Source organism: Arthrobacter sp. NPDC058192, from assembly GCF_042883665.1.
Taxonomy (GTDB): domain Bacteria; phylum Actinomycetota; class Actinomycetes; order Actinomycetales; family Micrococcaceae; genus Arthrobacter.
The window spans coordinates 85,411-103,854 of sequence record NZ_JBHVVJ010000015.1 but is presented as its reverse complement, the minus strand read 5'-3'; the positions used below and the strand labels follow the sequence as shown (position 1 = coordinate 103,854).

The following is an 18,444-nucleotide window of genomic DNA, read 5'->3' as shown; positions in this document are numbered from 1 at the left end:
GACCTCCTTTCAGAGGATCAAGCCGTGATCACCACTTTGAGGGCCTTCGTCTCCGCCGCGCGGGCGAAGGTGTCATAGGCCTCGATGAATTCGTCAAAGGTGAAGTGGTGTGTGGCGAAACTGTCCGCGGGGACTTTTTGCTGGGCGACGAGTTTGAGCAGCATGGGCGTGGTGTTGGTGTTGACCAGGCCCATGCTGATGTTGATGTTGCGGATCCAGAGGTCCTCGACGTGCAGTTCCACGGCCTTGCCGTGCACACCAACATTGGCCACGTTGCCGCCGGGCCGCACGATGTCTGTGCACATGGTGAAAGTCGCCGGGACACCGACGGCCTCGATCGCTACGTCGACGCCCTGCCCGTCCGTCAGCAGCATCACCTGCTCCTTCCAGTCAGCATCGCTGGAGAGGACCACGTCGGTGGCACCGAATTCGCGGGATTTCTCTAGGCGGTTGGTGTCGAGATCGACGGCGATGATCGTCGCTGCGCCGTAGAGGCCAGCGGTGGCGATCGCGGCAAGTCCAACGGGCCCGGCCCCGATAACGGCCACCGTGTCCCCTGGCTTGACCCGGCCGTACTGCACGCCGATCTCAAAGCCGGTGGGCAGGATGTCGGAGAGCATGACCGCCTGCTGGTCGCTGACTCCCTCCGGCAGCAGGTGCAGGGAGTTTTCGGCGTACGGCACGCGGACGAATTCGGCCTGGGTGCCGTCTATCAGGTGCCCGAAGACCCAGCCGATGCCGGAAGTGCCTTCCTCTCCCAGACAGTGGGAGTACAGGCCGGTCTTGCAGTTCGCGCAATGCCCGCAGGACTTGATGCAGGAGATGATGACCCGGTCGCCGACCCTGAGGCTGGTCACGGAGGCGCCGACTTTAGTGATGGTACCAACGCCTTCATGGCCCAGTATTCGGCCTTTGGCCACGGCGGGGACGTCGCCTTTGAGGATGTGCAGGTCCGTGCCACAGATGGTGGTGGTGTCCACTTTCACGATCACGTCGCTAGGGCTCTGGATCGTGGGATCCGGGACGTCGGTCCAGGCCTTCTCTCCGGGACCGCCGTAGACGAGAGCTTTCATGCGTGCTCCTTGGTTCTGAGAATGACCAGCGGGTCCACAAGGCGGAGGCGGCAGGGAGTCTCCGAGGCGTCTATTCCGGAATACAGGGACGAAAGGCGGGCACGTTCACGCAACTCTTCGATCGCGGGAGCAGAAACGCGGGCGTGCGCAAGGTCGAGCACTAGTTCGAACCCGGGGAGCTTACTGGTGACCCGGCGGCACACAACGTAGAGCGCCCGCACGTTGGCTGCAGTCACAACGCCGTGCACCTCGATGCGGGCGCATTCAGCCTCGGCATCGAGTCGGATAAGAACTTTGAGCTTTGGGTCCCCACCATGGTGGTGCATGAAGCGTCAGAGCTCCCTGACGGTTCCGGACTGGGCGGGCAACCCCGCAGGTGCACTGTGTGTCTTCATTACGCTGCGGTCTCCTGTCATTCCGGCTGTTGCCGGAAAGTGCAAGAGCCATTTCCTTCCCCCAATTCGCGGCGAGACCAGTGCCGCAGTCGGACAAGCCGTTCTGCCGCGATACGCCCCCCGGCCGCGCAAGAACCGCCGTAGGTTTAAGCTTGGCGTTCCGCGCAATGCGGGCGTAAGGGGCCAAAGTCCCTTGTGGCGTCTTAGGTCCTTCGGCGTTCCACGCCTAATGTGTTGCTATGTCTGAACAGCCCCGTTCCAGCAGCATTCATTCACACGGGGTGCCGGAGCTCGTGCTGGCTTCGACACGGCAGCCCGGGGCAGAAGTATGCTCTGACATTCATATACGGGACGGGGTGGTGGCTGCGATCATTCCGTCGCAGCATAAACGGCTAGCCGGTGTTGGCCGCGGGGCGGCACGCGTGGTGAACCTCGACGGCCGCTACGCCATCCCGGGCCTGTGGGATGAGCATGTGCATATGACGCAGTGGGCGCTGGCCTCCAACCGGGTTGACCTCGCGGGTGCCAATTCGGCGCGCGCGGCGGCCGCCGTCGTCGGGTCCTACCTGGCCGGAACAGTGGCCCCGGCTGACGCCAGCAGCGCCGCGCACACCGCATCTGGAGCAGCCCCGACGCTGGTAGGAGTCGGTTTCCGCGATGCAGTCTGGCCAGACCTTCCCGGCCTGGAGCTCCTGGATGGCGTGACGCAGGGCCACCCGACTGCTCTGATCAGCCACGACCTCCACTGCGTCTGGCTGAACTCTGCGGCGGCGGCAAGATACGGCGTGCCGGTGGACCGCAGCGGGCTGCTCCGCGAAGAACCGGCGTTTGAGCTGACCCGGGAACTGGGTCGGCTTCCGGACACCTTGGTGGACCCGTGGGTGAAGAAGGCGGCCGGGGCCGCTGCCGCGCGGGGCGTCGTGGGCATTGTGGATTTCGAGATGACGTGGAACCGCGACGAGTGGCTCCGGAGGATAGCCGGCGGCTTCGATGCGCTCCGGATCGAAGCCGGGGTCTATCCGCAGGATCTGGACCGGGCCGTGGCCGAGGGGCTGCGGACAGGCTTGCCGGTGGACGGCGGCGGCGGCCTACTGACCGTGGGCCCCTTGAAGGTGCTGATCGACGGCGCGCTCAATACCCGCACGGCATACTGCATCGACCCGTACCCGGACGGCGGCCACGGCCTGCTGACGGTGAGCGGACCGGAGTTGCTCGAGCTGCTGGTCCGGGCGCGGCAGGCAGGCTTCGTGCCGGCCGTCCACGCGATCGGCGACGCGGCCAACCGTGTGGCCCTGGATGCCTTTGAGGCTGCGGGCATTGGCGGACGGGTGGAACATGCCCAGTTTGTCCGAAACGAGGATTTCGTCCGCTTCGGCAGGCTTGGCGTCACCGCGAGCGTCCAGCCGGCGCATGCCCTCGATGACCGGGATGCGGCCGAGGCCAACTGGGCGGGCCGCACAGACCGGTCCTTCCCGCTGCGTTCGCTGGTGGCCGGCGGCGCGAGGCTCGCCCTGGGCTCCGACGCTCCGGTGGCTCCGCTGGATCCGTGGACGGCCATGTCCGCCGCCACGGCTCGCGCCCGGCAGGATGGCCGCGGGCCCTGGCACTCGGAGCAGGCTTTGACGCGGCAGGAGGCGCTCACTGCGTCAACCCGCGGCAGGGGACGGCTTCGGGTCGGGGACCCGGCCGACATTGCGGTGCTCGACGGCGACCCGCTGGCGGTTTCGGACGCGGACTTTGCCGCGATGCCGGTCGCGGCGACACTGGTGGCGGGGCGGTTCACCCACGGTGGCGCCTGACGGGCGCCGCCTATCGGCTCTTAGCCCGCATGGCCTACGGCCGGCTTGCCTTTGACCTGCGTTTCTTTGACCCGGGCCTGGACGAGGTTGGCGAACGGCAGCCGGCCGTGGTCCTCCCGGAACCGGGCGTGGTATCCGGCCTCGGCCGCGTTCACCGCCTCCGCCGGGAGCTCCTTCCAGGCGACCAGAAGGGGACCGGGGTCGGCGAGCTGCCAGATGAGCCGCCCGTCCCAGTGGCCCGGCGGCTTGCCGTGGCCGAAGTCGATAAACTCCTGGATCTGCCGGCGAAGCCCGCGGTTGCCCTTGCTGCCGGCACCCGCCTTTCCGAGATAGAGGACGGCGGCGTCCTCGATCCATTCGGCGGTCAACGCTGCCTCCGGTAAGGAGGGGTCCTTTTTCTTGAAGACGCCCGCCGTGCTTTTGGGCAGGAACCGGGGCTGGTATCCCGCCGGCTGCAGCACGGCAAAGATCCCGGTCCGCTGCGGAATCCGGTTGATCTCCAATGCTGCGAGGGCCCTGAACCCGGTGAACCCGTCTTCCCGGAGCGAGTGTCTGTTGATCGGCATGGGTTCCTTGCTTCGGGGCAGCTTACGGTCTCTTGAAGTCTACGGAAGGAGCTTGCCGAAGTCCGCCTGCGGAAGGCCGGCCTCAGCGGCGGGTGAAAGTGCCGAGCCCGGATTCATCGTAGAAGTCGAGCCTGACGCTCGGCGCAGCGCCGCCGGCGGCAGCACCGCCGTCGGCGGCGGCGAAGATTGCCCCGGCGAGGCCGTTGCCGTTCTCCCCGATCGATTCGAAGCTGAAGGTGTCGCCGTCGAAGTGGGTCAGAGGGAACCTTGTGGTCCTGCCGGCGGGGCCCAGCTCCAGGGACAGCGCGCCGTTCTCCACGGCGACGCGGAGCGGACCGTAGTAGGAGTTGGAGTAGTTGCCGGTGTAGAAGTCGTTGCCGCGCGCCGGTTTGGCGCCCGGCGGCGCGTGGGAGTAGTCGACTTTTGGCTTCTCCGCCTCATCGATCTTCTGGAAGGCGGCAGCGGTGAAGCCGAACCAGTCCACGGTGGGGGCACCGTTCTGGGCCGTGTCAAAGAATGCGGCGCAGATGGCCTCGGGAATGCCCTGTGGCCGGCCGTTCGTCAGGGCCACGATGCCCAGCTGCTCGCCCGGGAGCAGGGAAACGGCGGTCGCTGCCCCAAGGTTGAAAGCTCCGGAATGGCCAAGCATGAGCCGGGCGTGATCGTCGTAAGAGACGTTCCAGCCGAGCCCGTAGAAGCGGGCGCGGGCGGCCGGCGTCGGGGGCGGACCGTTCACGACGTGTGGCACATGTGTGATGCCGAGGGCATCCGGGGCGATTACGTCCTTGCCGTCAAAGCTGCCGTTGGCCAGCTGGAGGCGGATCCAGACGGCGAGGTCGCGCGCAGAGGAACTCGCTCCGCCGGCGGGCGCCTCGGCGTCGGCGTCGCGGCTGTATTTGGCGACCCAAGTCTTGTTGCCGGCGGGCACATGGATCAGGGCCCTGTTCGGGGCCTTTTGGTAATCGGCGTGGCGATAGCTGGTGGAGCTCATGCCCAGCGGCTTGAACAAAACCTCGTCCGCCAAGTCGGCCCAGGGCATTTTCATGGCGTCGGCCGCCGCCTTGGCTCCAGCCGTATAGCCAAAGTTGCTGTAGTTGTAGCTGGCACGGAAGGAATCGAGCGGCTGCTGGTTGAGGTGGCTGAGAATGTAGGACTGGTCGAACCCGAGATCCTCCAGCAGGTCGCCCGCCCCAGTGTGCAGGCCGCCTTGGTGGGACATGAGGTCAGCGACCGTGGCGTTGGCCGTCACGAAGGGGTCCTTCAGGGCGAAATCCGGGCTGTGCTTGATTACCGGATCTGTCCACGTCAGGGCCTTGCGGCCCACGGCGACGGCGGCCACCGTGGAGGCCAGCGGTTTGGACACCGAGGCCAGCTGGAAAACCGTGGCCGCGTCGACCTTCTCGGGCTTGCCTACCTCCCGGACGCCGAACCCTTTGGCGTACAGCACGTGGTCCTTGTAGACCACGGCGACCGCGATGCCGGGAACCCCGGTGCTGTTCATCGCGGCCTCAACCGTCTCGTCGAGCTTGGCTAGGGCGTCGTTGACCTTCTGGTCATCCAGGAGCGGCTTGACCTGTGGCTCCGGTGCGGGGAGGAGTGAAGCCGAGGGCGTACTGGACACGGTGGACGTCGCTGAGGCGGCGTCCCCGGGACGATTGCTTTGGTCTGTGCAGGCGGCCAGAAGGGGCGCGCCTGCCAGGCCCGCGGCCCCAATGCCGACCGCTTTCAGCAGCGAGCGGCGGTCAGAAGGTGCGGAGCAGATCCGCATCACGAATGATTCCCTTTGCTTCATGGTCAACACCCGTCCGATACCGACTGGGACGCCTCAGTGACACCTTCTACCCATGATGGACCCGCGCCGGGGTTTGAGACAGGGCGATACTTCCGGACGACGGACGAGCCGGATGGGGGTATGCACCCGGCGGCGAAATCCGGCTACGCGACTCGGCCCGGATGGCCCTGCCCGCCAACCACCACGGCCCCGGCCAGGTGCCCTGCCCCCGGACGTCCTTATTTTGTCGTAGGTCGCATCGACACTTGTTCATGGACGGCAATCAGGAGCCCGACACCCGCCACGGCCCGCCAGGCCCGGATCGCGGTTGCCTTCGACCTGTCCCAGCGCCGCGAGCAGGCCGCCGCCGGGGCGCCCGCGGCGGACCTCGGCGCCGGCGTCGGGGCGCAGATCGCCCTGGCCCGGCGCGAATCCCCCGCCAAAGGCGGCCGGCTCCTCGGCCTGGCCAAAGCCCTCGTGACCGAAATGCCCCACACCCTCGCCGCGCTGGAAACCGGGCGAAAGCACGCAAGCGCGGCAAGCAAACGGCAGTAGCCGCGGCTTAGGAAGCGGCCGCGCGTCCGCCATGCTGCCTCGCCAGCTATGAAGAAGAGCTCGCCAGCTACGAAGATGGGGGAATAGCGCGCCGAAGAAGAGAAGAAGATGAATAGCGCGCCCAGGAAGCGGTGTAGCGCCAAAGAACAGCCTAAAAAGGACGTCCGCTACCCGGGCAGCGGCCCAAAGGTGAGGCCTGCAGGTACCTTCGCGATCTCGCTAAAGAGAAGGCTCGGACACTGTCATGTCCCGAACAACCCAACGTCATCAGATGGTTACCTGCAGGCGCTTTAAGCGTACGCCCGCCCTACCGGACTGACCATAGGCGCAGTGCCTCACAACCCGACCATATGGACCATGCCCGAACTACCCCCTTCTGCGGGAGCGTAGAGTGGAGGAAGCCGCCTGATTCTGGACGCCGAGTGCTGAGGGAGAAATCGTGACGATTGACTGGGACGAAAAAAAGACCCTGCTGCAGGAGCCGAACATCGCCGCTGTGACGCAGCTCTGCGATGAACTCATGGAAAAGAAGCCGGGGTCCGTCGTCCCCTACATCGACCCCATCCACGATGAGGACGAATGCCGGATCGTCAGCCTTCACATCAGCCCGGGGAAGGGCACGGAGTCGGGCTTTGTCTCACACTTCAACGACGACGAGGCCGCCCGCCGGGCCACCTCCATCTACGAGGCCGCGGAGCTGGACCCGCGTTACGTGATGCCGTGGAACGCCTATCCGTGGGTCCGCGATCCGGACGCCGCCTCGGCCCTGAATGTCCAGGAGAAGACGGACGGCCTGCGACCCTTCCGCCAGTTCCTCAAGATCAACAAGCGCGTCTCGGCAGTCATTGCGCACGGCGCCGACGCCCACTCCTTCCTGACGTTGTTCGAGAAGACTTACCACTCCTCGCTCAAGAACCATGGCGTCAAAATCTACAAGGCCACCGCTCTGGGCGGCCGCGCTTTCGCCGTCTCCCCTGCCAAGCAGGAGGAGCTTCTCGCCAAGAACGTTGAGGTCTACAAGGACGCCATGCAGCGGGCCGGCATCCAGCACCTCTAAGCCACCCGAGCCCGGCGCGGGCACCGCGCCAGCAGCCGGCGCCGGGGTTATCACCCCTCCATGAGCCTGCGCCGGTGCTTAAGCTCCTTGATCCAGTCGCGGGTGACTGGCGCCGAAAACGGCGAGGCGCCGTCGTCGTCCCCGGCAGCGGGGCGGCCCGACCCGAGCCGCGTGGGACCGAACGCCGCCCCGGTCTGTAAGTCCGCGAGCAGCGGCCCGGAGGCCTTCAACGCCAGCTCCAGCACTTGGACGGCGGCGCGTTCCGTCAGCCCCATCCCCACGGCCCAGCCCAGGAAGTGCTTCCTCGAGATCCCCGTCCGCTTGCCGTCCAGGGTCAGGGCGAGAGTCTTGTCGCCGTAGACCACGGTGGAGGGGATGTCGTACACCGGGGCGATGGACCACTCCCCGCTGGGCAGCTGCACCATGGACACGTTCTTAGCGTGCAGGTCCCCGTTGCCCGTAAGCCAAGCGAAGGCCGCCTGGAGGGCCAAATTCCGCAGTGCCGGCAGCCGCGCCGCGCAGTACGCCGCGAGTGCATGGCACACCTGCCCGTACCCGATGTTGTACTTATCGGCCGGATAGAGCCCCAGCACCTGCGCCCCGTCCTCGACGGCGAGCCGCTGCACCGCGTGCGGTGACCGGGCCACAGCCTGTGGCCCCGACGCCGGCTCTGGTCCCGGCTCTCCGGAGAGCGGCACGCGGTCGAAGCGCTCCACCAGCAGCCCCGGCCGGCCGGCGACGTCGCGGATCAGCTGGACCCGGCTGAGGGGGATCCGCAGCCGGGCCGCGTAGCGGAACATCACGAATTCGTTCTCGACGACGTGCGGGAACTCCGGCGCGTTGAGTTTCAGGATGTACCGCCGGCCGGCGCTGGCCACCGGCATGGAGATCATGCCCGCGGACAGCTTGTCCTGCACTCCGGCAAGCGCCACCGGGTCAATCAGACCGGAGTCGCCGAGCAGGGCGTCGAAATTCACGGGCGTTCCGGGGTCGAGCTCGACGGCGTGCTCGTCCGGGTCCAGCTTCTCGCCGTGGCCCACGATTTGCACGTTTCCCACCGGGTTGGCGCCCGCGGCGATCAGCAGGGACAGCTCATCGTCCACGCTGGTTTTTACGGAACGTCGCAGCGCGTTCAGCCGACGGCCCTCCGGCAGGAGCCCGGTGAAATACGGCGGGGCGGCGCCGGCCGCGGACAGCACCGGGTCGGCAGTCAGCGGAAGGGAGCTCGCGACGGCGGGGCCCCCGGAGGCCAGGTACGCCGGCAGGTAGCTGAACCTCGTGCCCCCGTCGTGCCGTTCCAGCCTGGCCGCCAGCACCCCGGCCTTGTATACATCGGCGATGCGGTGCCTCATGGCCCGGCCTCGGGACGGCGACGCTGTTCGGTCTGGCTTGGCGGTTCGCCGTGCGCACGCGGGCTGTTGAGCGCGTGGGCTGCGGCGCTGGCCCGGGTCTGCACACGCAGTTCCAGCCCCAACGTGTCCAGGAGCGCGAGCAAGGACGCCAACTGCACGGTGCGTTTTCCCTGCTCGACAAACCGGACGAAGCGTTCGGAGACGCCCGCCAGTTCGGCCAGGTCACGCTGGCTCAGGCGAAGCATTACGCGCCGGCCCCGGACCTGGGCGGCGAGTTGCTCCGGAAACGAGGTCTGGATGGCCGCCTCCCGATCATCAACCGGACCCCGCGGCCCGGTCAGTTACAGGCACGAACGTGCCGTTATTCCGACTTTTCCAGTCTACGGCGGACGGGCAGCGCTGAACAGGGCCAAAGCGGCACGTTCGTACCGGTAACGCTTGGCGCCGCGCTACCGGACCTCCGCGTAACGGAACAGCACGCAGCATCCCCGACCCCGGAGGGTTCGCATATGCTCAGCAGAGGCGCCTGCACCGACGCCGGCCGGCTCAGCGACGAACCATCCGGGAGACACTTCATGACCAATTGGCGGATCAGGGACTTCCACTCGGCCGATCTCGACGGCATCCTGCACCTCTGGGAATCCCTCAAGGAATCCAACGTGGAGCCCGTCTACGCGCTCTCCGAGGTCCTGGCCTCGTGCGAAAAAGACCATGCCGTCGTCGCGGTGCAGGGTGAGCAGGTGGTGGGCGCCGCCGTCGGACGTGCCGCCCATGACCAGGGCTGGATCGTCTTCCTGGCCACATTGCCCGAGTTCCGGGGCCGCGGCATCGGCACGTCACTGCTGGCCGCCGTGGAGAACCGGATGGCCCCGCACGGGCTGAACAAGCTCTCCGCGCTGATGCCGGAGTCCGAAACCCGGGTGGAGGCGTTCCTGGGCCGCGGCTTCGTGCTGAAGAAGAACCTGCGCTACTTCGAACGGAAAATCCCCGTCCAGCGCCAGGAGCTGGAACCGCTCAGCCTGCTGGGCGGCCGCATCCTGGCGCGGGACCTGTGGGAGAACGTGGCCGGCATGCGGCGGGAAAAGGAACTGCTGGAACGCCGACTGGTCCTACCCCTCGCCGAGGCCGACCTCGCCGATGAATACGGCGTGGTGCCACCGCGCGCCGTCGTCCTCTTCGGCCCGCCCGGCACCGGCAAGACGACGTTTGCCAAGGCGATCGCGTCCCGGCTGGAGTGGCCGTTCGTGGAAGTCTTCCCTTCCCGGCTGGCCGCGGACCCGCAGGGCCTGGCCGGGGCGCTACGGGAAACGTTCCTCGAGATCGCCGAACTCGAGCACGCGGTGGTCTTCATTGACGAGGTCGAGGAAATCGCCGCGCAGCGCTCGGGCGAACCGCCGTCTCCACTGCAGGGCGTCACCAATGAGCTCCTCAAGATCATTCCCGCCTTCCGCGAACAGCCCGGCCGGCTCCTGGTCTGCGCCACCAACTTCATCCGCGCCCTGGATTCAGCGTTCCTGCGGCATGGCCGGTTCGACTACGTCATCCCGATCGGCCTGCCGGACCGGCAGGCCCGCGAGGCCATGTGGCAGCGCTTCATCCCCAGCGCCGTGGTGGACGACGTCGACGTCGAGCTCCTGGTGGACCGCACCGAAGGCTTCTCCCCCGCAGACATCGAGTATGCGGCCCGCAGCGCCTCCCAGCGGGCACTGGAAAGCGCCGTTTACGGAATGGACAGCGACGACGGCGCGGCGTCCGGGGGTGATGCCACCTCCCGCGCGGCGGTCCGGAAGGGCCCCTCGACGCAGGACTACCTCGACGCCATCCGCGATACCCGGACCACAGTCAGCGACGAGGTGCACCAGGACTTCCTCGAGGACATCGACGCCCTGGGCCGGGTGTAGGCAACCGAGTGTAGCCACGGTAAAGTGATCCTTTTTCTGACGATCGTTAGCGGCGTGGCCTGGACCGCGGTGTACATTGATGCCATCCGGATCGGCTTCCGCGACCGTAGCTACGCCATTCCCGCGGCGGCCCTGGGGCTGAATTTCGCCTGGGAGGTCCTGTACGCGTCCCGCGCTGTCGCCACCGGAATCTCGGCCCAGGGGGTCTTCAACATCGTGTGGGGGCTGGCGGATATCGCCATCGTCTTCACGTTCCTGAGGTTCGGCCGTGCGGAACTGCCGGCCTGGGTGACGCGCAGGCTCTTCATCGGCTGGGCGCTGCTGCTGGGCCTGACCTCGTTCGTGGTGCAGTGGCTCTTCGTAGTGGAATTCGACTGGACACAGGCTTCCCGGTACTCGGCCTTCCTGCAGAACCTGCTGATGTCCGGGCTGTTCATCGCCATGTTCGCGGCGCGCGCCGGGCTCCGCGGGCAGTCGCTGCTGATCGGCGTCGCCAAATGGATCGGCACGCTGGCCCCCACCATCGCGTTCGGCTGGCTGGGGAACTCGCCGCTTATCCTGGGGCTCGGCGGCCTCTGCAGCATCTTCGATCTGGCCTACATTGCACTGCTGTGGCGCGGGCGGCGCCCCCTGGCGTCCGCATTGGATGCAGGATTCGGCAGCCCAGGGCCGCAGCCCTCCGGGCGGTGACCTTCGGCCCTTTCCGGCGCCCCCGGCACCCAGAAGAGTGGCGGCTATGACCATGGACGCTGTAGTCACCACCTTGCACGGCACGCTACGCGGGACGAAAAACGACGGCATCCGTTCCTTCCTAGGCATCCCGTTCGCGGCTCCGCCGTCGGGGCCCAACAGGCTCCTCCCGCCGCGGCCGGTTGAGCCGTGGACCGGTGTGCGCGACGCCACCCACTACGGCGCGTCACCTCCGCAGGTTGCTCCGCCGCTGAGTGCGGGCTCAGCCTGGGACAGCGGCCTGACCGGGGACGAATGCCTGAACCTCAACATCTGGACGCCCGGTGCGACGGGGAATGGTGCAGGAACCGCCTGCCTCCCGGTGATGGTCTGGATCCAAGGCGGCGCCTTCGAATTCGGCTCCACAGCCTCCTATAACGGCCGGAACTTCGCCCGGGACGGCGTCGTGTGCGTCGTCATCAATTGGCGGGTGGGGGCCGACGGGTTTCTCTGCCTCGGAGACGGGCACGCCAACTTCGGCCTGCTCGACCAGATCGCGGCCCTCGAGTGGGTCCGGGACAACATCGCTGACTTCGGCGGTGACCCGGGCAACGTCACAGTCTTTGGAGAGTCGGCCGGGGCCATGAGCATCGGCGTCCTCCTCTCCATGCCCCGGGCGGAAGGTTTGTTCCGGCGGGCCATCCTGCAGAGCGGGGCAGCCCATCACGTGCTCCCCGCCCCCGCCGCGGAGCGGATCGGCCGGTCCCTCGCTGTGAAGCTGGGGGTTCCGCAGACGCGCGAGGCCATCGCGGCGGTCCCCGTCCAGCGGCTCTTGGCGGCGCAGGCGGAGCTGAAGGCGGAACTGCTGGCACATCCAGGCCCCGAGCACTGGGGCCGCGACGTCGCGGCCAGCCTGATGCCTTGGCAGCCGGTAATCGACGGCGAGGTTGTTCCGCACCGCCCGATGGACCGGATCGGCGCTGGCGCCGGCGCGCACGTCGACGTGATCGTCGGCACCAACACCGAGGACTGGAAACTGTTCCTCGCGATCACCGGCGTGCTGGCCAGGGTTACGGAAGAGAGCCTGAGCGGCACGGACAGCATTGAGGGCTTTCCGCCGCCGGCCGCCTACGGCCTCCCGGTCCAGGCCGCGCTCGACGCCTACCGGGCCCGCTATCCCGGCGCCGGCCCCGGCGACCTTCTTGCCGCGGTGCAGACCGACTGGTGGGTGCGGATCCCGGCCATCCGCCTGGCCGAGGCCCATGCGAACGCGGCGCTCGGCAACGGCGCGGGCACTTATATGTACGAGTTTGCCTGGGCCGCTCCGGGCCTCGGCGCGGTCCATGGCCTGGAGGTGCCGTTTGTCTTTGACACCCTGGACAAGAATGAACGGCTGTTCGGCCCGCTCCTGGGCGAGGCCCCTCCGCAGGATCTGGCCGACTCCATGCACGCGGCCTGGGTGTCCTTCGCCGCCACCGGGGACCCGGGCTGGCCGGAATACCGACCCGGCCGCCGGGCCACCATGCGCTTCGACGTCAGGCGCAGCGTGGTGAACGATCCCCGCGCCTGGGAACTGGCCTTATGGGAAGGCATCCGCTAGTCGGCTGCACCGCTCAGGGCGTCGAGTTCCTCAAGCAGCCACGGGTTGATCCGCGCCAGGATCTTGCGGGTCTCCGCCACGGGGACGGCGGCGAAAAGCACCGGTCGGGCCTCGTTGTAACGGGTGACGGGCGGCTTGTCCGGCCACTTCTCCGCCAGCGCCTGGACCCGCTCGGGCAGCGAGTTGTGGGCGTTGTCGGCGATTTTGACCAGGGTGGCGTCGTGGTCTTCGGCGATGTAGCGGATGCCCGCCTGGTAGTCGTCAGGGTTTTCGTGGAAGCGCTTCGTGACGCGCTCAATAATGTCGGCCGCCCGCTTTGACACTCCCATGTCCAGCAACGCCTGCCGCGTCATCGGGGTGTCCTCGGCTATGTCGTGCAGGTACCCCGCGATCCTGATGTCGTCGTCGAAGTCCGCCAAGGCGTCCCCGACGGCGAGCACATGCTCCCGGTACGGCCGCTTGAGCTTGTCTTTCTGGCGGTTGTGCGCCACCTCGGCCAGGACCTTGGCTGTCTCGACAGTGAAGCGGTGCTGGGCGTGCGGGGACTCGGTCATAAATCCAGCCTACGCGCCGCGGCTGCCCACGCCGGGCCACACCCACTGTCCCCGCGGGAGCGCGGCAGGGTCAAAGTGGGCCAGGGCATGCTCCAGCGGACCGGCCGGAAGCCCGAGGGACGCCAGGAGCGCGTCCCGCACGTCGTCGTTTCCGACCCCTGCCAGGGCCAGATCCGCGAGCGTGACTGCGCCGTCACGTTTGGCCAGCCGGACCCCGTGGGTGTTGACCACGAGCGGCACGTGGGCATATTCCGGAAGCGGCATATTCAGGAGTTTGGCCAGATAGGCCTGCCGCGGCGTCGAGGGCAGCAGGTCATCGCCGCGGACCACCTGGTCAATCCCCTGCCCGGCGTCGTCCACCACCACCGCCAAGTTGTATGCAGTCACGCCATCGTTGCGCCGGAGCACGAAGTCGTCCACCACCCCGGTGTAACTCCCATGCAGCAGATCCTGCACTGTCCCCTCCACCACGGCGGCACGAAGGCGGATGGCCGCCGGCCGGACGGCCCGCTTAAGCTCGCGTTCCGCCTCGGAGAGATTCCGGCACGTCCCCGGGTAGGCGCCCTGCGGGGCGTGCGGCGCGGACGGCGCCTCCTGAATTTCGCGGCGGGTGCAAAAGCACTCGTACGTCAGGCCAGCCGCTGCCAGCCGGGCGATCGCCCCGGCATACAAGTGCTCGCGGTCCGTCTGGCGTACGACGCCGCCGTCCCAGGTCACGCCGATCGCCGCAAGATCGCGGAGCTGCTCCGCCTCCGCACCGGCCCGGGCGCGGTCCAGATCCTCCACCCGCATCAGGAATCTCCGGCCGGTGGAACGGGCAAAAAGCCATGCGAGGATTGCTGTCCGAAGGTTGCCCACGTGCAGTTCACCGGACGGGCTGGGGGCAAAGCGGCCGGCTGAGGTCATGGCACCAGCCTATGCCGAACAGCACAAGAGCCCCTCAGCTACCGATGACTTCGGAAAATCCGACGTCGGTAGCTCAGGGGCTCTTGCCGTGTGGAATGACGATGCGTGAACAAGAGTCAACCAGCGGCGGGTTCTTTGCGGGAGCCTCGTCCGGGGTCCGGTTGGTGTGCCGGGGTGCCCGTAGCCTTCCGGGCCGTGGCGGTAGCCGCGCCCTTTGTTGCCATTATTTGAGCAGAAGCCCTACAGTTGGTGCAACGGTCGGCATTGCGAGTGGTCAATATGACCAACAGGGGCCGGAACAGCGAGCAGGAAGTGATCATTTTGCAGGAGCTGGACGCGACGGACCGACGGATCCTAGCCGCACTGGACGAGGACCCCCGCGTCCCGATCATGGTGCTGGCGCAGAAGCTGGGCCTGGCCCGCGGCACCGTCCAGTCCCGCTTGGAGCGGATGTCGGCCTCGGGTGCGCTGCGGCCCAACAGCAGCCGGGTCCTGCCATCCGCCCTGGGCCGCGGCGTGGGGGCCGTGGTGAGCGCCGAGCTGGACCAGAGCCACCTGAACGAGGCGATCGCGGCCCTGCGCACCATCCCGGAAGTGCTCGAATGCCATGCCCCGGCCGGCGACACGGATCTCCTGATCCGGGTGGTGGCGAAAAGCCCGGACGATCTCTACCGCGTGTCCGAGGAAATCCGGCTCTGCCCCGGCATCATCCGGACCTCAACGAGCATGTTCCTGCGCGAAGTCATCTCCTACCGGACCACGGGACTGCTGGGGGCCTGACCGCACTGGCGGACAAGGCCTACACCGGCGGCCCGGCATTGGCCTTCAGGTTCTTCATGACTAGCGTGGACGTCAGGCGTTCGACGCCGGGCAGGGAGGTCAGCTCGCTGTCGTAGAAGCGCTGGTAGGACGGAAGGTCTTCCGCGATGACCTTGAGCAGATAGTCGGGCGAGCCGAAGAGCCTCTGCGCCTCCACGATGTTGGCATTGTCCGCCACTCGCCGCTCGAAGACCTCCATTGTGGAGCGGTCCACCTGGCGCAAGGTCACGAACACGATCGCTTCGAACCCGAGCCCCACGGCGGCCGGGTCAATGTCGGCGCGGTAACCGCGGATGACCCCGGTGCTCTCCAAATCCCGCAGCCGCCGGTGGCACGGCGCCACGGTCAGCCCCACCTTTGACGCCAGAGCCGTGGCGGTCATTCTCCCGTCCGTTTTGAGATGGCGCAAAATACTTCTGTCAATACCGTCAATCACGCAATTATCTTACCCAAACACCGTTTCTGCCTGGTAGATACGCGAACACTTCCGCGCCGAAATTACCTAGAGTTTTCCCTGTACCTACTACGAGGTGCCTCACTTCTGGAGCCCGGCATGAACCCCCAGCTTTTCCTCGCCTTCCTGGTTGTCGCCGTCGCGCTGGCCTGCACCCCCGGCGTCGACTGGGCGTATTCAATCGCTGCCGGGCTGAGGCAGCGCAGCTTCGCTCCCGCCGTCGCCGGCTTGTGCGGCGGCTACGCCCTCCATACCGTGCTTCTCGTGCTGGGCCTGGCGGCGCTGCTGGCCGGGCTACCCGGGCTGCTCGACTGGCTGACGGCAGCCGGCGCCCTCTACCTGCTGTGGCTGGGCTTCAGCACCCTGCGGTCCTGGCGCGGTGCAAGCTTTGGCAGCGGCACGGCAGGTGTGCCGGCGGCCGCCCCCGCGAGCCAATTCCGGATCTTCCTCCAGGGCATGGGCATCAGCGGGATCAATCCCAAGGGCCTGCTGTTCTTCGTTGCCCTGGTTCCGCAGTTCGTCAGCCCTGACGCCGCATTGCCGGTTCCGGTCCAGTCCGGGCTGCTCGGGCTCACGTTTGTGCTGCTGGTGGCGGTCATCTACAGCTGTGTGGCACTGCTGGCCAGGAACCTGCTGCAGGCCCGGCCGGGCCTGGCCAGTCGGGTGACGCTGGCCAGCGGGATCATCATGGTGATCCTGGGTGCCCTGCTGCTCGCCGAACAGATCGTGCCGGCCGTCAGTGCAGCCATGAAGCACGCCTGAGGCCGAAAACCATGGCGGTTACTTGCGCTGCATGTACCACTCGGTGAAGGACGACGCGCGGCCGTCTGCGGTCAGCTGGATGACCCACAGGTTGTCATAACTCCGGCTGTTGCCGCGGTACGTGGTGAGGCCCTGCACAAACGCCCGGCCCCCGTCGACGCCCAGAAGCTTCCACTCGAATGTCCAGTCGTCCGGTTCATCGCGCCCGGCGATCCAGTGCTCCACAATGGCGTCCCGGCCCTCCCAGGGTTCGGGTTCCTCGGGACTCGTCGCATAGACGGCGTCCTCCGTAAACAGCGCCCGGATGTCCTCGGGATCATTCGTCGTCCACGCCGTGATGTAGTGCTGCATCCAGCGCTCCACCGCATCTCTCATGCCTTGTTTGTACCTCCCGTCACGGAGCCCCGCAAGGGTAGTCAATACGCGTATTTGACCCCTGGATGGTGCGGGAGCCTGTCAGTCGTTCTCCGTGCTCCCGTATTCGCGGTCCCAGAGTTCGTGCATTTCCGCGTCCTTGCGGATGGCCTTCACCACGTCCACCTGCGCCGATTTCCGGCGCTGCCAGTCCCTGCCGAGGGTTTTGCGGCCGGCGTCCAAGAGGAGCAGGGCTCGGTCCGTCAGTGCATCGCTGCGCAGGGCAATGCTCGTCTTCCGGCGCCGCAGTACCTCCTGCAGGTCCGAGCGGGCCGCGCTGTAGGCCCCGATTCTGCGCAAGGACCGGGCGCGTACCAGCAAAAGCGCGGCGGCCAGATCGTCAGCATTCATCAGCCCCTCGGTGTCAGCCAGCACCTCCACGTCGCGCCCCAGTTCGGCGGCGAGGGAGCACCGTGCCAGCGCCAGCGGCAGCGAGGGCGGCAGGCCGTCCAGTGCAGCGAGCGCCGCTTCCGGCTGGCCGGTTTCGCGCAGGGAGTGGGAGAGGGCAAGGAAGACGGCTTCCTCGCTGAAGAGCACGGGAACCTCGATCCGCTCTGCCACTTCTACCCTGGTGACCACGCCGGCGAGGTACACGGACGCGTAACGGTTGGCGTCGGTGTCGTTGCGGAGACTGAGGCCATGCTGCAGGAGCTCGGCGGCGCGCAAGTGGCCGCCGTGGGAGTACTCCAGCAGCCCGGCCATGAGGTAGCAGACGCCGGCCCAGCCGGGGTAGGTGCGGGCCAGCGTGATGAGGCGGTCCGGGTCGGTGCTGCCGAAGACGGCGGCGTGCACCGCTTTCGTTGTCCGGCCTGGCATCCGGCCGCCGATCCTGCCCAGCCGTGGCACTCCGCCTTCGGCAGCCAACGTTCCGGGGATCCGGCCGGCGATGAGTCCGTTCACCACGCCGCCGACGTCGACGGCCAAGCCGCGGACGGGCGTGCGGACTACGGCTTTGCGGAAAGGCGTCAGGTCGCGGGCGTCGGTGTACGGCCTGCGCTGCCGCGGAGCCCCGCCGAATTGGCCGTTGCCGGTGTGCCCCGCGCATGAGTGGCCGGCGGTTAGGGGGCCGGGGAGGTGGTCAGTGGCCATGTAGGAGGCGGAGTCTCCATGTCCGACGCTCATGCCCTTATGGTAGTTCGGCCGGCAGCGCGCTGCTAGGCGGTCGAGGCAACCCAGAGGCCGACCACCCAGGTGCTCGCGGCGAGGCATGCGAGGCCGAACTCCACGATCATGCCCAGGCCCGTGGCCTTCAGCGCCGCCCAGCTCGAGGCCACCGCCGTACCGACCACCCGCGTGCGCTGCAGCTCGCTGAGCAGGAGCCCTGCCGCGAAGCCCGCGAACAGCCCCACGACAGGGATGATGAACATGCCCACCACGCCGAACACGATTCCCACCATCACGGAACGGCTCGGGATGCTGTGCTGCTTGAGTTTCCGGCCGGTCAGGACGGCGCCGGCGGCCATCCCGGCCAGGACGAATACCAGGCCGATCCCGAAGACTACCCAGCCCGTGGTCCCGGCGCCGCCCCACAGCGCCCAACCGAGCAGGCTCAACCCGATCAGGATGCTGCCGGGCAGCACGGGGATGACCGTTCCTGCCACGCCCACCAGAATGGCCAGGCCGCAGAGCGCGGTGACGACAGCCTCGGGGTTCATGGCCCCAGTCTAGGCCGCGCCATCCCTCCGCGCCGCACCGGGCCCCATCCGCGATGGCACCAGGCCACCCCACCGGGTCATTAGAGCGGCAGAACGGCAACGGCGGCGCCCCCAAGGGAAGCGCCGCCGTCGTCCGGCCTGT

General features: G+C 67.5%; 19 protein-coding genes and 1 pseudogene. 8 read left to right on the top strand and 12 right to left on the bottom strand.

The features are described from left to right. Positions 1-17: 17 nt before the first annotated feature. Entirely contained in the window at positions 18-1,073 is a 1,056-nt protein-coding gene (locus ACFVVK_RS15560) for a zinc-dependent alcohol dehydrogenase family protein (RefSeq protein WP_390268707.1), read from the bottom strand. Continuing rightward, entirely contained in the window at positions 1,070-1,399 is a 330-nt protein-coding gene (locus tag ACFVVK_RS15555) for a hypothetical protein (protein ID WP_390268704.1), read from the bottom strand. The genes ACFVVK_RS15560 and ACFVVK_RS15555 overlap by 4 nt, the downstream gene beginning before the upstream one ends. A gap of 308 nt (positions 1,400-1,707) precedes the next feature. On the opposite strand from ACFVVK_RS15555, the gene ACFVVK_RS15550 reads away from it, so the two are divergent. Beyond that, entirely contained in the window at positions 1,708-3,267 is a 1,560-nt protein-coding gene (locus tag ACFVVK_RS15550; RefSeq protein WP_390268702.1) for an amidohydrolase, read from the top strand. Positions 3,268-3,287: 20 nt separating this feature from the next. Here ACFVVK_RS15550 and ACFVVK_RS15545 read toward each other — a convergent pair whose 3' ends face one another. Both ACFVVK_RS15545 and ACFVVK_RS15540 read right to left on the bottom strand, forming a co-directional pair. Further along, positions 3,288-3,833, bottom strand: a complete 546-nt coding sequence (locus ACFVVK_RS15545) for a hypothetical protein (protein ID WP_390268699.1) — start codon at positions 3,831-3,833, stop codon at positions 3,288-3,290. Between the two features lie 82 nt (positions 3,834-3,915). After that, positions 3,916-5,625: a serine hydrolase gene (locus tag ACFVVK_RS15540; RefSeq protein ID WP_390268696.1), complete on the bottom strand. Its 1,710-nt coding sequence runs from the start codon at positions 5,623-5,625 to the stop codon at positions 3,916-3,918. A gap of 237 nt (positions 5,626-5,862) precedes the next feature. On the opposite strand from ACFVVK_RS15540, the pseudogene ACFVVK_RS15535 reads away from it, so the two are divergent. Both ACFVVK_RS15535 and ACFVVK_RS15530 read left to right on the top strand, forming a co-directional pair. Beyond that, positions 5,863-6,126, top strand: a pseudogene (locus ACFVVK_RS15535) (hypothetical protein); the annotation flags it as partial. Between the two features lie 472 nt (positions 6,127-6,598). After that, entirely contained in the window at positions 6,599-7,216 is a 618-nt protein-coding gene (locus tag ACFVVK_RS15530) for a uracil-DNA glycosylase (protein ID WP_090955074.1), read from the top strand. A 50-nt stretch (positions 7,217-7,266) separates the two neighbouring features. Here ACFVVK_RS15530 and ACFVVK_RS15525 read toward each other — a convergent pair whose 3' ends face one another. Both ACFVVK_RS15525 and ACFVVK_RS15520 read right to left on the bottom strand, forming a co-directional pair. Then, positions 7,267-8,568, bottom strand: coding sequence for a type II toxin-antitoxin system HipA family toxin (locus ACFVVK_RS15525; protein WP_390268693.1), 1,302 nt, complete (start codon positions 8,566-8,568; stop codon positions 7,267-7,269). Continuing rightward, complete coding sequence (locus ACFVVK_RS15520) at positions 8,565-8,867, bottom strand: type II toxin-antitoxin system Y4mF family antitoxin (protein WP_390268815.1); 303 nt, start codon at positions 8,865-8,867, stop codon at positions 8,565-8,567. The genes ACFVVK_RS15525 and ACFVVK_RS15520 overlap by 4 nt, the downstream gene beginning before the upstream one ends. A 276-nt stretch (positions 8,868-9,143) precedes the next feature. Between ACFVVK_RS15520 and ACFVVK_RS15515 the strand changes: the two genes are divergently transcribed. The 3 genes from ACFVVK_RS15515 to ACFVVK_RS15505 are packed head-to-tail and all read left to right on the top strand — an operon-like array spanning position 9,144 to position 12,738. After that, the gene (locus tag ACFVVK_RS15515; protein WP_390268690.1) at positions 9,144-10,469 is read left to right on the top strand and encodes an ATP-binding protein; all 1,326 of its coding nucleotides are present in this window, start codon (positions 9,144-9,146) and stop codon (positions 10,467-10,469) included. Between the two features lie 24 nt (positions 10,470-10,493). Continuing rightward, complete coding sequence (locus tag ACFVVK_RS15510) at positions 10,494-11,159, top strand: hypothetical protein (protein ID WP_390268687.1); 666 nt, start codon at positions 10,494-10,496, stop codon at positions 11,157-11,159. Positions 11,160-11,205: 46 nt separating this feature from the next. Then, entirely contained in the window at positions 11,206-12,738 is a 1,533-nt protein-coding gene (locus ACFVVK_RS15505; RefSeq protein WP_390268685.1) for a carboxylesterase/lipase family protein, read from the top strand. Here the strand turns inward: ACFVVK_RS15505 and ACFVVK_RS15500 are convergent. After that, positions 12,735-13,292 (bottom strand): HD domain-containing protein, encoded by a 558-nt coding sequence (locus ACFVVK_RS15500; RefSeq protein WP_390268683.1) that lies wholly within the window; start codon positions 13,290-13,292, stop codon positions 12,735-12,737. The genes ACFVVK_RS15505 and ACFVVK_RS15500 overlap by 4 nt on opposite strands. A gap of 9 nt (positions 13,293-13,301) precedes the next feature. Continuing rightward, positions 13,302-14,198, bottom strand: coding sequence for a tRNA glutamyl-Q(34) synthetase GluQRS (gene gluQRS, locus ACFVVK_RS15495; protein ID WP_390268680.1), 897 nt, complete (start codon positions 14,196-14,198; stop codon positions 13,302-13,304). A gap of 279 nt (positions 14,199-14,477) precedes the next feature. Between gluQRS and ACFVVK_RS15490 the strand changes: the two genes are divergently transcribed. Continuing rightward, a complete protein-coding gene (locus ACFVVK_RS15490; RefSeq protein WP_390268677.1) occupies positions 14,478-14,978 on the top strand; it encodes an Lrp/AsnC family transcriptional regulator in 501 nt (166 codons plus the stop codon). 19 nt (positions 14,979-14,997) lie between these two features. Here ACFVVK_RS15490 and ACFVVK_RS15485 read toward each other — a convergent pair whose 3' ends face one another. Continuing rightward, positions 14,998-15,453: an Lrp/AsnC family transcriptional regulator gene (locus ACFVVK_RS15485; RefSeq protein WP_390268674.1), complete on the bottom strand. Its 456-nt coding sequence runs from the start codon at positions 15,451-15,453 to the stop codon at positions 14,998-15,000. Positions 15,454-15,570: 117 nt separating this feature from the next. On the opposite strand from ACFVVK_RS15485, the gene ACFVVK_RS15480 reads away from it, so the two are divergent. Continuing rightward, a complete protein-coding gene (locus ACFVVK_RS15480; protein WP_390268671.1) occupies positions 15,571-16,233 on the top strand; it encodes a LysE family translocator in 663 nt (220 codons plus the stop codon). Positions 16,234-16,251: 18 nt separating this feature from the next. Here ACFVVK_RS15480 and ACFVVK_RS15475 read toward each other — a convergent pair whose 3' ends face one another. From ACFVVK_RS15475 to ACFVVK_RS15465, 3 genes are all read right to left on the bottom strand, one after another. After that, on the bottom strand, positions 16,252-16,608 hold the full coding sequence (locus tag ACFVVK_RS15475) for a nuclear transport factor 2 family protein (RefSeq protein ID WP_390268668.1): 357 nt from the start codon (positions 16,606-16,608) through the stop codon (positions 16,252-16,254). A gap of 81 nt (positions 16,609-16,689) precedes the next feature. Then, complete coding sequence (locus tag ACFVVK_RS15470) at positions 16,690-17,769, bottom strand: hypothetical protein (protein WP_390268665.1); 1,080 nt, start codon at positions 17,767-17,769, stop codon at positions 16,690-16,692. A gap of 32 nt (positions 17,770-17,801) precedes the next feature. Continuing rightward, the gene (locus ACFVVK_RS15465; RefSeq protein WP_390268662.1) at positions 17,802-18,302 is read right to left on the bottom strand and encodes a DUF456 domain-containing protein; all 501 of its coding nucleotides are present in this window, start codon (positions 18,300-18,302) and stop codon (positions 17,802-17,804) included. Positions 18,303-18,444 lie beyond the last annotated feature (142 nt).

What these genes read in the sequence shown, in the direction of transcription:
- ACFVVK_RS15555 (WP_390268704.1), bottom strand. Translation starts at nt 1,399, where the DNA reads ATGCACCACCATGGTGGGGACCCAAAGCTCAAAGTTCTTATCCGACTC.
- ACFVVK_RS15545 (WP_390268699.1), bottom strand. Translation starts at nt 3,833, where the DNA reads ATGCCGATCAACAGACACTCGCTCCGGGAAGACGGGTTCACCGGGTTC.
- ACFVVK_RS15500 (WP_390268683.1), bottom strand. Translation starts at nt 13,292, where the DNA reads ATGACCGAGTCCCCGCACGCCCAGCACCGCTTCACTGTCGAGACAGCC.
- ACFVVK_RS15505 (WP_390268685.1), top strand. Translation starts at nt 11,206, where the DNA reads ATGACCATGGACGCTGTAGTCACCACCTTGCACGGCACGCTACGCGGG.
- ACFVVK_RS15475 (WP_390268668.1), bottom strand. Translation starts at nt 16,608, where the DNA reads ATGAGAGATGCGGTGGAGCGCTGGATGCAGCACTACATCACGGCGTGG.
- gluQRS (WP_390268680.1), bottom strand. Translation starts at nt 14,198, where the DNA reads ATGACCTCAGCCGGCCGCTTTGCCCCCAGCCCGTCCGGTGAACTGCAC.
- ACFVVK_RS15540 (WP_390268696.1), bottom strand. Translation starts at nt 5,625, where the DNA reads ATGAAGCAAAGGGAATCATTCGTGATGCGGATCTGCTCCGCACCTTCT.
- ACFVVK_RS15465 (WP_390268662.1), bottom strand. Translation starts at nt 18,302, where the DNA reads ATGAACCCCGAGGCTGTCGTCACCGCGCTCTGCGGCCTGGCCATTCTG.
- ACFVVK_RS15490 (WP_390268677.1), top strand. Translation starts at nt 14,478, where the DNA reads ATGACCAACAGGGGCCGGAACAGCGAGCAGGAAGTGATCATTTTGCAG.
- ACFVVK_RS15560 (WP_390268707.1), bottom strand. Translation starts at nt 1,073, where the DNA reads ATGAAAGCTCTCGTCTACGGCGGTCCCGGAGAGAAGGCCTGGACCGAC.
- ACFVVK_RS15515 (WP_390268690.1), top strand. Translation starts at nt 9,144, where the DNA reads ATGACCAATTGGCGGATCAGGGACTTCCACTCGGCCGATCTCGACGGC.
- ACFVVK_RS15550 (WP_390268702.1), top strand. Translation starts at nt 1,708, where the DNA reads ATGTCTGAACAGCCCCGTTCCAGCAGCATTCATTCACACGGGGTGCCG.
- ACFVVK_RS15480 (WP_390268671.1), top strand. Translation starts at nt 15,571, where the DNA reads ATGAACCCCCAGCTTTTCCTCGCCTTCCTGGTTGTCGCCGTCGCGCTG.
- ACFVVK_RS15470 (WP_390268665.1), bottom strand. Translation starts at nt 17,769, where the DNA reads ATGAGCGTCGGACATGGAGACTCCGCCTCCTACATGGCCACTGACCAC.
- ACFVVK_RS15525 (WP_390268693.1), bottom strand. Translation starts at nt 8,568, where the DNA reads ATGAGGCACCGCATCGCCGATGTATACAAGGCCGGGGTGCTGGCGGCC.